Origin of the sequence: Xanthocytophaga agilis, from assembly GCF_030068605.1 — a bacterium.
In the GTDB taxonomy this organism is placed as follows: Bacteria; Bacteroidota; Bacteroidia; order Cytophagales; family 172606-1; genus Xanthocytophaga; species Xanthocytophaga agilis.
The window spans coordinates 1,157,848-1,171,690 of the sequence record NZ_JASJOU010000001.1 but is presented as its reverse complement, the minus strand read 5'-3'; the positions used below and the strand labels follow the sequence as shown (position 1 = coordinate 1,171,690).

General features: G+C 38.8%; 13 protein-coding genes. 8 read left to right on the top strand and 5 right to left on the bottom strand.

Annotation, left to right across the window (positions count from 1 at the left end; genetic code table 11):
- Window positions 1-69 precede the first annotated feature (69 nt).
- The 5 genes from QNI22_RS04850 (at window position 70) to QNI22_RS04830 (ending at window position 5,248) form a co-directional block, all read left to right on the top strand.
- A complete protein-coding gene (locus QNI22_RS04850) occupies window positions 70-573 on the top strand; it encodes a Panacea domain-containing protein (RefSeq protein ID WP_314509497.1) in 504 nt (167 codons plus the stop codon).
- On the top strand, window positions 551-1,051 hold the full coding sequence (locus QNI22_RS04845) for a hypothetical protein (RefSeq protein WP_314509496.1): 501 nt from the start codon (window positions 551-553) through the stop codon (window positions 1,049-1,051). The genes QNI22_RS04850 and QNI22_RS04845 overlap by 23 nt, the downstream gene beginning before the upstream one ends.
- Window positions 1,052-1,212: 161 nt before the next feature.
- The gene (locus tag QNI22_RS04840; protein ID WP_314509854.1) at window positions 1,213-3,312 is read left to right on the top strand and encodes a S9 family peptidase; all 2,100 of its coding nucleotides are present in this window, start codon (window positions 1,213-1,215) and stop codon (window positions 3,310-3,312) included.
- Between the two features lie 81 nt (window positions 3,313-3,393).
- Complete coding sequence (locus QNI22_RS04835) at window positions 3,394-3,864, top strand: gamma-glutamylcyclotransferase family protein (RefSeq protein ID WP_314509495.1); 471 nt, start codon at window positions 3,394-3,396, stop codon at window positions 3,862-3,864.
- Window positions 3,865-3,895: 31 nt separating this feature from the next.
- Window positions 3,896-5,248 (top strand): HEAT repeat domain-containing protein, encoded by a 1,353-nt coding sequence (locus QNI22_RS04830; protein ID WP_314509494.1) that lies wholly within the window; start codon window positions 3,896-3,898, stop codon window positions 5,246-5,248.
- Here the strand turns inward: QNI22_RS04830 and QNI22_RS04825 are convergent, their stop codons facing one another.
- Together QNI22_RS04825 and QNI22_RS04820 are read right to left on the bottom strand one after the other, a co-directional pair.
- Window positions 5,249-5,794, bottom strand: a complete 546-nt coding sequence (locus tag QNI22_RS04825) for a hypothetical protein (protein WP_314509493.1) — start codon at window positions 5,792-5,794, stop codon at window positions 5,249-5,251. It abuts the gene before it with no gap.
- An 82-nt stretch (window positions 5,795-5,876) separates the two neighbouring features.
- Window positions 5,877-7,151 carry a hypothetical protein gene (locus QNI22_RS04820; RefSeq protein WP_314509492.1) on the bottom strand — a complete coding sequence of 425 codons (1,275 nt, stop codon included), beginning with the start codon at window positions 7,149-7,151 and terminating at the stop codon, window positions 5,877-5,879.
- Window positions 7,152-7,299: 148 nt separating this feature from the next.
- Between QNI22_RS04820 and QNI22_RS04815 the strand changes: the two genes are divergently transcribed.
- Together QNI22_RS04815 and QNI22_RS04810 are read left to right on the top strand one after the other, a co-directional pair.
- The gene (locus QNI22_RS04815) at window positions 7,300-7,527 is read left to right on the top strand and encodes a hypothetical protein (RefSeq protein ID WP_313984778.1); all 228 of its coding nucleotides are present in this window, start codon (window positions 7,300-7,302) and stop codon (window positions 7,525-7,527) included.
- A 30-nt stretch (window positions 7,528-7,557) separates the two neighbouring features.
- Window positions 7,558-7,845 carry a hypothetical protein gene (locus QNI22_RS04810; RefSeq protein WP_314509491.1) on the top strand — a complete coding sequence of 96 codons (288 nt, stop codon included), beginning with the start codon at window positions 7,558-7,560 and terminating at the stop codon, window positions 7,843-7,845.
- Window positions 7,846-8,121: 276 nt separating this feature from the next.
- Here the strand turns inward: QNI22_RS04810 and QNI22_RS04805 are convergent, their stop codons facing one another.
- Window positions 8,122-8,964, bottom strand: a complete 843-nt coding sequence (locus QNI22_RS04805; RefSeq protein WP_314509490.1) for an AraC family transcriptional regulator — start codon at window positions 8,962-8,964, stop codon at window positions 8,122-8,124.
- A gap of 114 nt (window positions 8,965-9,078) precedes the next feature.
- On the opposite strand from QNI22_RS04805, the gene QNI22_RS04800 reads away from it, so the two are divergent.
- Window positions 9,079-10,059 carry a zinc-dependent alcohol dehydrogenase family protein gene (locus tag QNI22_RS04800; RefSeq protein WP_314509489.1) on the top strand — a complete coding sequence of 327 codons (981 nt, stop codon included), beginning with the start codon at window positions 9,079-9,081 and terminating at the stop codon, window positions 10,057-10,059.
- A gap of 57 nt (window positions 10,060-10,116) precedes the next feature.
- Here QNI22_RS04800 and QNI22_RS04795 read toward each other — a convergent pair whose 3' ends face one another.
- Complete coding sequence (locus QNI22_RS04795; RefSeq protein WP_314509488.1) at window positions 10,117-11,316, bottom strand: PepSY-associated TM helix domain-containing protein; 1,200 nt, start codon at window positions 11,314-11,316, stop codon at window positions 10,117-10,119.
- A gap of 11 nt (window positions 11,317-11,327) precedes the next feature.
- On the bottom strand, window positions 11,328-13,703 hold the full coding sequence (locus tag QNI22_RS04790; protein WP_314509487.1) for a TonB-dependent siderophore receptor: 2,376 nt from the start codon (window positions 13,701-13,703) through the stop codon (window positions 11,328-11,330).
- Window positions 13,704-13,843 lie beyond the last annotated feature (140 nt).

The following is a 13,843-nucleotide window of genomic DNA, read 5'->3' as shown; positions in this document are numbered from 1 at the left end:
TAAGGGATGTTATTGGGCTTGATAAAGTTAAAACCATGCTGTAACTTTACTGTAAACCAATTTATACCTATGTATTCATCTGCAGCTATAGCAAATTATTTTTTAGCGAAAGGAAAAGCCGACAATAAACCCCTTTCTCCCATGAAGCTGCAAAAACTCATGTACTTTGCCTATGGCTGGTATCTGGCCACCACCAATCAGCGACTTTTTAATGAAATGATTGAAGCCTGGCGGTATGGGCCGGTTATTCCTTCGGTATATGAGGCATTCCGACACTTTGGCAACAATACCATCACAGAGCCCATGCCTAATTTCAATACCCCTGTAGTTAAATCAGGCATAGATGACGAAACTGCCCGACAGATTCTGGATGTGGTTTGGTATGTCTACTCTGATCTGTCTGCTATTGCTCTTTCTAATCTGACACATGAGAAAGGCACTCCCTGGTATAAGATCTATGAGCAATATGGCAGTGTAAAAAATATTCCCAGCAACAAAGACATCAACGAAGAGTACATCAAAGAATATTTCGTTCAAAAACTGAATTCGCTTGGAAACAAAGAAGCCCATTGATCTGCTGGCCTTACAGGACAAACTCAAACAGGAAGAGCAATCCAAGTCTTTGGCTGATGCCAATTCCCTCTCAGAAGAAGAAATAGCTTCCTACGAAAAAGCACAAAGAGAAGTAAATATCGAACGACTGCGTATTGAGAATGAAGATTTACGGCTGAAATTGAATATTCAGCGTGAGATTCATATTCTGGAGCAGCAGCGGCTTATTCTGGAGAATAATACCCGTAACCTGGCTAACGAAGATCAGAAGCAGGATACACAGGAGCGGAAAAAATATGCTCAACGTATTTTCTGGATGTTATGTAGCTGGCTCGTTATTGTATTAGCTGCCATTGTAACCAGTGGCTCAAAAGCCTGGGATTTCCATCTCAGTGATGCTATTGTATTAGCCTTGATTGGTTCTATGACCGCTAATGTAGCTGGTTTCTTCTTTGCTGTGGTAAAATATTTGTTTCCTGAAAAAGGAAGTAATAAATAGTCTTTTATTCTGATACCATTCATACTAAAATCATGGTTTGTGTCTGCCTTGGTAGTATCTTTCACTATTTGTAAAACCACATCGATCATAACCAACTAAAAACTCAAATGAAAAAAACTACTTTTGCAGTGCCACTTTTACTCCTGATGGCATGTAACTCTATGAAAGAAAAAGAAACTGAAACATCTGCACCCCATTTCCCTGATGTAAAACCTCCCATTGCAGAGGTGAAGGCTTTTGAAGTCAAAGCTAAACATGGCGCATCCCGTACAGACAACTATTACTGGTTAAATAAACGGGAAGATCCCAATGTGATCAAATACCTGGAAGCCGAAAATGCCTATACAGACACCATGATGGCTGATACCAAAGTTTTACAGGATAAACTTTTTGAAGAGATCAAAGGCCGTATCAAAGAAGATGATGAGTCTGTACCTTACAAGGATGGAAACTATTACTATTATACACGCTTTGAGAAGGGTGGCGAATATCCTATTTATTGCAGAAAGAAAGGATCTCTGTCTGCACCTGAAGAGGTGATCATCAATGCCAACGAAAGAGGTCATGGACATAACTATTATAGTTTGGGTGGGTTGGAAGTGTCTGATAATGAGGAGTTAATCGCTTTTGGAGAAGATACAGTAAGTCGTCGGAATTATATATTGAGAGTAAAGAACCTGAAGACGGGTGAGATTTATCCCGATGCTATTCCCAATACAGAAGGAGGTAGCTATGCGTGGGCGGCTGATAACAAAACGTTGTTTTATATCATTCGTCATCAGCAGACATTGCTTGGGTATCAGGTATGGCGACATGTATTAGGAACTGACCCTAAAACGGATGTAAAGGTATATGAAGAGAAAGACGATCAGTTTTATATGGGACTGTATCGTATGAAATCCAAGAAGTATATTGCCATTGCCTGTGACCACAATGGTGTGTCTACGGAATACCGTTTGCTGGATGCCAGTAAGCCTACAGGCGAGTTTACCGTATTTTTGACTCGCGAACATGGCCATGAATACAACATTGAACATTATAAGGACAAGTTTTATGTTCGCACCAACTGGCAGGCAGAAAACTTCCGTCTAATGGAAGTTCCGGAAGGCAAAACTGCTGATAAATCAGCCTGGAAAGAAGTTATTCCTCATCGTGCAGATGTATATCTGGATGGACTGGAAGTATTTGTGAACCATCTGGTGTTACAGGAACGCAAAGAAGGATTGATCAATATTCGGGTCATCAATCAAAAAAGCAAAGCAGAGCATTATATCAACTTTGGTGAGCCTGCCTATACTGCTTATACCAGTACCAATCCGGATTTCAATACTGATGTACTGCGGTATGGCTATACTTCCATGACTACACCTCCATCTACGTTTGATTACAATATGGATACCAAAGAAGCCAAGTTGATGAAGCAACAGGAGGTAGTAGGAGGCTATAACAAAGAAGAGTATGTGACCGAACGTGTGTATGCAACCGCCCGTGATGGAGTAAAGATTCCTATTTCTATTGTTTACAAGAAAGGATTTGAGAAAAATGGACAGGCTCCATTGTATCAGTATTCCTATGGCTCCTATGGCTATTCTACTGACCCTACATTCAGTGTCGCTCGTTTGAGTTTGTTAAACAGAGGATTTGCGTTTGCTATCTGCCACATCCGGGGTGGACAGGAAATGGGACGTCAGTGGTATGACAATGGTAAAATGCTGAAAAAGAAAAATACCTTTACTGACTTTATCGACTGTTCCGAGTTTCTGATCAAAGAAAAGTATACGTCAACCTCTCATTTGTATGCGAATGGGGGTAGTGCTGGTGGTTTGTTGATGGGTGCTGTTGCCAATATGGCTCCAGACAAGTATAATGCCATCATTGCTGATGTGCCTTTTGTAGATGTGGTAACTACCATGTTGGATGAGTCCATTCCATTGACTACCGGAGAATATGAAGAATGGGGTAATCCCAATGAGAAAGAATACTACGATTACATGCTATCCTATTCTCCGTACGATAATGTAGAGAAGAAAGCATATCCCAATATGTTGGTAACAACAGGCTTGCATGATTCTCAGGTACAGTATTGGGAACCTGCCAAGTGGGTAGCCAAACTACGTACGTTGAAGACAGATAATCATGTATTGTTATTGAAAACCAATATGGAAGCAGGTCATGGTGGCGCTTCAGGTCGTTTTAAAGCAATCAAAGAGACAGCATTTAAATATGCCTTTATCTTTAAACTGGAAGGTATAAAAGACTAATTGTATTTTCTGAGAGCCACTGATTGAATTCCATTTCATATTCAGTTAGTGGCTTTTCTATTGTATCATATTGAAAAGAGTATGTCACAGAACCTTTATTTTTCATACGGCTCGAACATCAGTCCTGAAAAGATGCAAAAGCTTTGCCCCAATGCCGAACTATTGGGAGCAGGTTATCTTGAGAGCTATCAGCTTGTATTTACTACCCATCTGGAACAACGTAGTCGGGGAGGTGCTGATGTAGTGCCTGCTGCAGGTGAAGAAGTGTGGGGATTACTGTACAACATCAGTGATACAGAGCTGGCTGCCATGGATGCCAATAAATTTTATCCGGAGATTTATGGCCGGCTTTCTGTTACCATTCAGCTTCGTGAAGGGGGAGGGTATAAAACAGTTGAGGATGTCTGGACTTATGTGATGCAGGATAAACAGAAATCGTATGCTCAACCAACTATGGATTATGTGAATTTGTTATTAGAGGCTGCAAGAGCAAATGAGTTTCCAATTTCATATCAGGAGTATCTGAGGTCTTTTCGGAATAAGATTGGATGAATTATCATTAGTATATGAACAATCAAACACCATGAGATGCATATTGCTTGTATGGTTGCTAATACTATCAGTAGAGGATGCAAAAGCAGATTTGCATCCATCTATATCTATTATTGACATGTGTTTTAAGGCAGATGCAGTGATAGAAGGTCGTTATTTGGGAGATGATAAGGTAGTTATTGAAAGAATCTATAAAGCACATTTCATGTTAACAGATACACTGGAAGTGAGAAATATGGACATTCATTTTAGTTTTCCTGCTGTAAATCATCTTATCCTTTTTGTTTCATTTAATCACCCAGAAGATTACTGGAATAATGTGGCCTCACAATATGGTCAACAAAAAACAAGCAAACCTGAGAATGGATGGAATTCATTAGACCCTTATTATTGCTCCACATTGTTTCTTCGTGACTATGATACTGCATACAAGATAAAAACGATTATGACTGATAGTATTATTGGAAGTAGTGGGGTAATTTGGTTTCAAAACACAACCTGTTACCGATACTATCAGGTTACAAATCCAGGCGGATTCGGACTATTTGATATGATGAGAGAAGAAGGATTCTGGATTGTAAAGGGACATCGATTTAATGGCTTGGAAGATTTGCGTTATGAAATAAGTAAATGTATTGAGGAAGTTGGTATTTGGAAACAGACAATACAAATTTCAGATACTATTGAAAAAGCCAGGCAACTATCAAAATTTCTATTACAAAAGACAACACCTGTTCCTTATTCCTACTGGTATTATTCTGCTATGATTGCCAGAAACGGAATGATTGGAATGGAAAAAATTGCTTTTCCCTTTCTGTTTGAACAACTCCAAAAAGCTGATACCTCTGAATACCTTGATAATTTATTGATGGTATTGGAAAACGTTCTGGTTGACAATAATCTCCTGATTCCTGCATTATGTAACCTTAAACATTCTAAGCAAGAGTTAGATAAAGATTATAGGCAGATGATTATTCGATTGTTGGAAAAGACACAAGATAAAAAAGCCATTCCTTGTTTGCGGAAATTCTTTGAAGAAGACTCACTATATAAGACAGAGGCCGCCTTTGTTTTATGTACCTTAAAAGATATAGATTATTATTCAGAGCTGGAGGCTTTTCTAACGCAGCCTCCCATAAATTTTGATTCAGAGGATAGGAGGCGATTGAAAGCGTTGTATGTTCTTGATTCCAAAAAAGCAACTCCTATAATTCGGCGAATGGCTCAAAAGTATGATATCTACTTTGATGAGAAACCTGTTTCTGGTTATCATTATGAATACAAAAAGAATGAAGTAATTGCGAAAGTGCCAGCTAAACAACAGAATCTTTCTGAATTGCTAAAGGAATTAAAAAAGAGTAGGAGAAAACAGATCCGAATTTAATTAGCTACTCGTTTTGGTTAATTCTCTTAGAGCTACCAATGCTTTTTTTGCTCCTTCCTGAGTCTTGAAGATAATCCGAAACTGATTGATCCTGCGTAACTGACTTTCCTTATGGCTTTGTTCCTTTACCAGAGGCAGTTCGCCTTTGGTATTGATTTGCAACTCATACCAGGACAGAGGGCCTTCCAGCAGCTTATTGTTCTTCAGATTGTACTTTCGCTGCATGAGAATAATTTTGGATGGGTCAATGTCCCGAAGTTTTATGTGATAGGTCAGTTGGGTTTCCAGATTTGTTGCTTCACAAAATGATTCGGTGTAATTATCAAATTCTACTACCAGCGTATCTCTGTTAAATGCTATAGTATTGGTAAACAGATCTTCCATTCTGCAAGGCTTATTTCGCTCAGGATGCATATACTCCAGTGCAATAAATATCTCGCCTTCCTGTTTAGCAACTGTTTGTAATTGACTTTTGTAATTGGGTGACTGGGCAACTAGTTGTATACAAAGCAATAAAGCTGAAGCAAGAGAAATAATAAAGTGCATAGTTCATTAAGTTATAATTCTATAACGAAAAAAACTATCATTTTAATTCATTTCTTAGTTGATAATCAGGAGTTTATTTCTTTTATAGACGTAAGTTAACTACATTGTTGTAAATAGATCCAAACGTGTAGCTTACACCAATGGAGTTATACAATTGAAAAGAAGTTGCTAATGTTCGTTGTTGTAGCAGAATATCTTCCAGGGATGCATCTCCCTTGGGAAGGTTAATCTGGTCATGGACAATATTAAGGCGACCATTGAAGCTTACTGAGAGCCCTTTAACTACACGCATAGAGATTCCGCCATCAAATGTTAATCGGTTTTTCTTGAAATCATGCAAGAAGCTGGTGCCCATGACTTGCACAGATACAGACCCCCAGGGTTGCATCAATCGTACTGCTGCTTCCAAAACCTGAGAATATACTGTCTCCTTGTTTTTCTCATAGAGTGTAGTTTCAAAGTAATTTCTATGAGAATATCCTATGCGATAAACCAGCGTGATCTCTTTGCGCATAGCCTCCCTATATGGAAGAAAGCTATATTCGATTGCCGGAGCAATACCACAATTAAGTGCGATGTTGTCATAGGTAGAAGATGTCACCCCTACGAATACACCCCCGGACCAGTGGTCATTTATGCTTTTGACAATAGATCCACTATATGTATTGCGATGCATCTCACTATGAATCCATGTACTATCGCTTAAGAAACGGCGATTATTAATACTAAAGCTTAAGCTATTTCGAATTCTCCATTCTTCAGTAACTCTATCTGCACGTAAGCCATAGTATACATTCAGCGAACTTTGCTGCGATTCTTTGTTAAAACTGCCTCCTCCATACACTTCCATTACCCAGTTTTTCCATCTGTCTACAGGAGTTCTGCGCTGCATGGTAGTATCTGGTTTGAAAGACAAGTTAATCTGGTCTGCCAGGGCTGTATGAGCTGCATAAGAGGCCAGTCCCAACTGGATAATACGTTTCAGTCCTGTTCGTATCTCATTACCTGTCTGAGATTGAATAGTATGAAAGGTTAGTTTATTATTGATTCCCTCATATACCCCTTTACCTGTAAAAGCCAGTACATAGGTATGTCCTCCGCTACCATTTACCTGATCTGTGATAAATACTTGTACCTCAGCTAATTGTCTATCTCTAACATGGCTTACAAAGGAAATTTCCTGACGAATAAAAGACATGTCACAACTTTTACAGTCAATATATACACGAGGTGCATCTTTGATCTCTGCTCTTTCATTTACAGGCCCTGTAATGGTGTCAAGTGGCGCCTGTTGTGCCTGAATAACAGTAAGTGCAGTAATAAAGAAGAAGAATGGGAGATAACCTAAGAGTTTCATTGCCTGACAGACGTGTGCTTTCAAAATTAAAATTACACACAGACCAGCCAGCGAAAAATCCAAAAACAGGTATAATTATTTCATGTAGGAAATACATACAAATTACTATATCAGTTCTTAACTTTGCATAAAAACTACCAGAGTAGATATGAATTTAGATCGAATGTCATTAGACCAGCTACGCAAGCTTCTTATCCGAATTGAACGGCAGATTGTAGAAGATGAATTGTATATAGAAAATGTAACAGACGGAATCATTCAGGAGCCGGATTGGAAAACAGGAGCTGTTAATGCCCGCCTCCGTCAATTGCGCGACGAACGACAGGAGGTAAAAGACCGTATTGTTGTTGTGACGCGCAAGCCGGTAGGTGGATAGTTGGAACACACCAATTAACTATATAAAGCCATGAGATATTGGTATAAGATCTATTTCGTATGGCCTTTGCTTACTTTTTTTCCTCATCTTGTTTTGGAACAGATGCTAACACCATCAGCTGGAAAAATCTATCCGTCCAGAGACAGAGTTACTAACTGGGTGAGAAGTGATAATGGGTTACCACCTCAAGCAGTAATAAATGATCTGACCTGTTCAGATGGGATTTTTCTCGCAGGGACAGAAAGACATGACTTGTTTGTAAGTGCAAATCAACTTGCCAACTGGCAATCTTCCTGCAATGGTTCCCCCTCAATGTAAAAATTGACGATGACAACGGTGAGAAATGGGAAAAGAGTAGCAAAAGCTTACCAGAAGGCAAACCCTTTAAAGAGTTACTGATTACAGATTGGGGAATTATAGCAAGTGGCTTATAATTAAAAGAAGGTTTCTTTTGAGTGGGTACAGATATGTAAGATGTATTACATTTTTCTTTACTAATCTGAGATATAGGATATTTTAAAGTTGGGTAACTATCTAATATTACGTTCTAACTACTCTCACAGAGTTACTTTCTGCCAACTAGCAGAATAGCAATTATATCCTACTATTTTTTCTGTAATCACTGGGATTTATTCCCCGACTTTTTTTGAAAAATCTGTTTAGATGGCTTTTATCCGTGAATCCGAACTCATAGGCAATTTCTGTGATTCGCATGTTAGTATGTAGCAAGCGATTTTCAATTAGCTTTAATTTGTAATTTAGAATATACTGTTGTAATGTTTCATTAGTGTGCTTTCTGAAATAGCGTCCTAAGTAACTTTCTGAAATTCCAAACTCTTTGCTGATATATTCTCCTTTTAGTCTTTCAGGATGATATATATTTGATTGTACATACTGCAATATAGTAATGACCTTATTTTCGCTTTGTTCATCTATTTTTTCAGGCAGAGTTGTCATCAGATTGCGTGCCACGATCACTAGCAGAGTATTGACATATTGTGCTATTAATTCTTTGTGATACAAATCTTTTTGCTGGTGCTCCCGTATTAATGCCTCCATAAGAGGTCTGATAACTGCCTTATCCGATGAATTCTTTAAAACACATCCTGGCTGATGACTTGCATTACGCAGGATCAATTCCATTCGTTGAAGTAGATCCTGCTGTTTGGCTTCTGCTTGTAGGTAAATAGTATTAAAGCGAATAAAGAAAAATTGCGTTGGAGTTTCAATATCAAAACAATGAGCATCTTCCGGAGCAAGGAGAAACAAGTGGCCTGATTGATACTGAAAATGGGTCGCATTAATACGTTGCTGACCAGTACCTTCCCGTATATAGACCAGTTCAAAAAAACTATGGCTATGTTCCCCTTTTGAGCACACATTCATAAAATCTTTCAGAACCAATTCAAACGGTTCATGTAGTGTATCTTTCTTCATGACATAAAATTACACCTTTATGACACAAAAGTACAACGATTTACAGCTAGTAGTTGTACAATTTTGTAGTAGAAACATATGGATACTTTTATGTTAATTAAAAATCAAATAACTATGCAAGCATTAGTGCTGGAAGAGTATAGCACTAATTACACCTTAAAACAGCTGGTTCGCCCCGTTCCTGCAGCAGGGCAAGTACTTGTTCGTATAAAAGTAAGTGGAGTAAATCCTCTGGATCTGAAAATCAAGGCAGGACAGGCTGCACATGCAAAGACTCAGTTGCCGGCTATTTTAGGGATAGATATGGCAGGTATTGTAGAATCCGTAGGAGACGGGGTAACACTTTTTAAACTTGGAGATGAGGTATTTGGGATGACAGGTGGAATTGCCGGTCTTCAGGGATCACTGGCTGAATATGCTGCGGTAGATGCAGACTTATTAGCTCATAAGCCTAAACGTTTAACTATGAGAGAAGCAGCAGCTCTTCCTTTAGCTTTTATTACTGCATGGGAGGGATTAGTAGATAGAGCCAATGTTGGAAATGGAAAAAATGTATTAATTCAGGGTGGTTCTGGAGGAGTGGGTTCCATTGCAGTGCAGTTGGCTAAAGCCAAAGATGCTAATGTTTTTGCTACAGATAAGCCTGCAAAGAAGCCATTTCTGGAAAGTTTGGGTGCAACCTTTATTGATTATACTCACTATCCTGTAGATGAGTATTTACAGGAGTACACACAAGGAGAAGGCTTTGATATTATATTTGATACAGTAGGAGGTACTACGCTGGATGCCTCATTTCAGGCTGTTAAAACATATACCGGACATGTAGTGAGTATTCTAGGATGGGGAACTCATACTTTAGCTCCATTATCCTTTCGGGGAGCCACCTATTCGGGAGTTTTTACTTTATTACCTCTTATTACAGGAATAGGCAGAAAACATCATGGAGAGATTTTGAGAGAAGCTTCACAATTGGCGGATACTGGTTTATTAATACCCTCTGTAGATCCTGTTTATTATACTATGCAAACAATAGAAGATGCCTATATAGCCTTTGAAAATCGACAAAATAATGGAAAGGTTGTAATTGAGATCTGAAAATATTTCTTTCTGTAAAAGTAAAAAGCGGCAATTTTTGGTTGCCGCTTTTCTTTATTAGTGGTTGACTTTTGCAAAGGATGGTCTAGGCTGTGTATTCTTTCTAGTAGGTTTATTCTCTGAATTTTTATTCCCCTTGGCATTCTTCTTTCTGCGGCCATACCAGATGTAAAAGCCTGTTACAGGTAAACTGGCACAGATCAAACTGGCAACAAACGCTATTATTTTTCCAGGTAATCCCAGTACTGCGCCCACATGGATATCGTAGTTCATACGCATGATTTTGTCTGCAACAGATGCATTTTGTAATCGTCCGTATACGTGAGTAACAGGAATTTCCTTTAGCGTATATTGATCATAGTAACGATAATCAGCCTGCCAGAATGTGGTAGGGTCCGGATTCATCGCTACTTCAATAGAAGAGTTTCGTTCTGTTGGAACATGTACCTCAATACTGCCTGTATAGGATGGATTATCTTGTTTGACCTTTCTCCACAACTGATCCATAGCTGGAGTAGCAGGAGCATTGGCTATCTGAGTAGTATCTGAAAGAGTTTCATAAAACTGAACCATTTCTTTTCCTCCGGAAGTAGTCCAGTAAAGAGATTTGGCAAACCATTGAAAGCCCCATACCAGTCCTGTAAGTGCAATAAAAATTATTACCCAACTCACATAAAACCCTAATACATTGTGTAGATCATAGTTTTTGCGTTTCCATTTGAGATTTTCTTTCCAGTTGAACCAGAAACGTTGTTTAGCTGCAGCTTTATTTTTTGGCCACCACAATACTATACCTGTAATGAGCAATACTACAAAAATGAGCGTTGCTGAGGCTACAATGGGTTGTCCGATGTTTGGCGGTAACCACAAATAAAAGTGACCCATAATCACTATCCGGAAAAAGTCCTCATTCATATTTTTAGTTTTTAGGACTTTCCCTGTGTAGGGATCAATAAATACAATGTAGTAATACTCCGGATCTGCATTGTAATAGGATACATGTGCAGATTTTCCTGGTTCGTACTGGATGCCATGGGCTTTCTTTCCTGGCAACTGAGCATCTGCAATTTTTCGCAATTCTGATGGTGGAAGCAGGGGCTTATTCTGGACCTTTGAAAAAAGATACGGTCGCGTTGCATTTTCTATTTCTCGTTGAAATGCCAGGATACAACCGGTAATACCCAGAAATAAAACAATTAGCCCGGACGAAAGTCCGAGCCAAAGGTGTACTTGACCAATTATCTTTTTTAGGGTCATGTAATCAATGTTTAAAATGTGTAATTAAGGCTAAGTCTTAAATTGCGAGGGGCTTCAGTTTGCCAGTAGTAATAATCGTAATAGGCATAATAAGAACCGCTGTAAAGGTATGTATTTAAGATATTAAATGCATTGGCAGTAATTCTGATTTTATCTTTTTCCCAGAATATACCACCATCCAGGCGGAAATAATCAGGTAATGATTTTTCTCCTGGACTTCCCCATGACCAAGTAGTGCGATCTACCTGATAGGAGAAGCCTGCTGATAAACCAAGACCTTTCAATGCACCATTCTGAAGTTTATATCCCAACCATGCATTGGCATTGTGTTTTGCATAACCAGGCACAACGTCCCCCTCTCTGGCACCATTTGTTGTACTATTGCTTCTGGTAATTTTAGAGTCAGTATAAGCATAGTTTGCTGTAAGGTTTAAGCCAGGAAGGAGTTCTCCTCTTACGTCAAATTCAATACCCTTACTTTGAGTTTGTCCTAATTGTACAGAGAATTGTTCTGAACCTGTATTTGTAGGGTCAGGAGTCAATTCGTTATTTTTGATAATATTGTATAAAGCTAATGTTGTGTTCCATTTTCCATTGAGCCAGTCTCTTTTCACTCCAAACTCAATGTTATTTCCAGCAATTGGTTTAGGTTGTTTTCCTCCTCTTATAGAACCACTTTGTGGAACAAAAGCCTGATCATATAAAGCATAAACAGAAGTTTCGGAATTAATAGAACCACTAAGACCTATACGGGGAGTGAATTTTTCATCCTGGGTAGGTGTTCCATAAGATACTTCTTTTACATATGTATAACGTCCTGCTAGTGTCAGGCGGATTTTATTATCTAAAAAGCCTAATTCATCCTGAAGATAAAGACCTGTGTATCTTTGTGAGATGGAAGCTCCTAAGCCAGCTCTTTCCGCAATACCTTTGCTGCGATCAAAAGTAGGATAGCCATTGACAGGACTTCCATAGGATGGCTTGTGTATATTGAAATAAGCCCCAACTGTATCCAGTGCGTGAGACTGATACCAGTCTCCCAGATATGCCTTTGTTCCTAAATCCAGACCACCCAATACACGATGACGAATAAATCCAGTGGTTACATCCCCATTGATAAATACCTGACCGAACTTCCCTATATTGGAAGCATCTGCAATCGTTACTCTACGGATAACACCTCCGTCTTCAGTAGCAGCATCTGCCCATAAAGAACTTCCTACCTGCTGATAATTGAAATAGGCAGCCTGTGCAGTCAGTTTCCAGTTGTCATCTATCTTATGTTGTAAATTAAGAGTAAGGTTGTGGTCATTGATTTTAGTAGGATCAATACCCGGATCATTCAGGGTTAGCTCAATAGGTGTTCCTCCATATCCATTCTTTGCAAAAATGTAAGGAGAACCAATATTTGACATAGATACATGTTGCAGAATATATTCAGCCGTCAGGGTTGTATTCTCGTCAATCTTATAACTGATAACTGGCGCCAGACTGTAACGGTTATTAAAATCATACAGACGGAAAGAGTTTCTGGTTTGTCCCATCAGATTCAGACGAAAGAGAACTTTTCCTTCCTTGTCCAGTTTGCTGTCCAGATCCAGTGTACCGCGATACAGATCAAAGCTACCAAGTGTAAAAGACGCAGCACCATTAAAATTACGTCCAGTAGGTTTTTTAGTTACTACATTATAAATACCACTAGGATCACCATTGGACATCATAAAACCTGCAGGACCTTTCACAAATTCAACATGGTCTACAAAACTCATATCTTCTGTCAGAGGGCCCCAATTAGAATTTATATTCATCCCATTGCGGAATGCAGACGCTCGTCCACCACGTACATTGATACGTGTATACATGTCTCCCCAGTGTTCCAGACGAGTAGCCCCACTTACGTTCCGGATTACTCCATCACTCATGCTTATCACCTGTTGATCTGCCAGAACTTTTTCTGTAATTACTTGTATATTCTGAGGTGTTTCAATTAGTGGAGTCTGAAGACGTAATGATTGAGAGGGTTGATCAACTTTATAGGTTTGTTTTGATCCAATAACTACCACTTCATCTAGTTGTCTGCTGTCTTCTTTCAGAACAATGGCAGGCAGATTGGTAGTTTCGTTCGCCTGAACACTAACGGAAACCTCTTTGGACTCCAGGCCTACAAAAGATACAATAAGAGTATAATCTCCAGGGGCAACTTTTTTTAGTTCATAATTTCCTGAAAGATCAGTAGTCGCTCCTTTGGTTAAACCTTTTAAGTTGACAGTTACAAAAGGCGCAGCTTGGCCATCACTAGTTTGTACTTTCCCTTTGATATTCCCTGTTTGGGCAATTGCTGTTAACGTACTGATCAGAAATAAAAATAATAGTTGTGTTTTTTTCATTAAGTGAAACGTGTTAGGATGGTTGATTGCCTTGTATTCTTTCTGCTAGTTTGAAAAGAATAAACTTACTTAGACTGTTTCTAAATATGTCGCAAAAATGCTCTATAAATTTATATCTTGCAATCTTTATTTAGATTTTT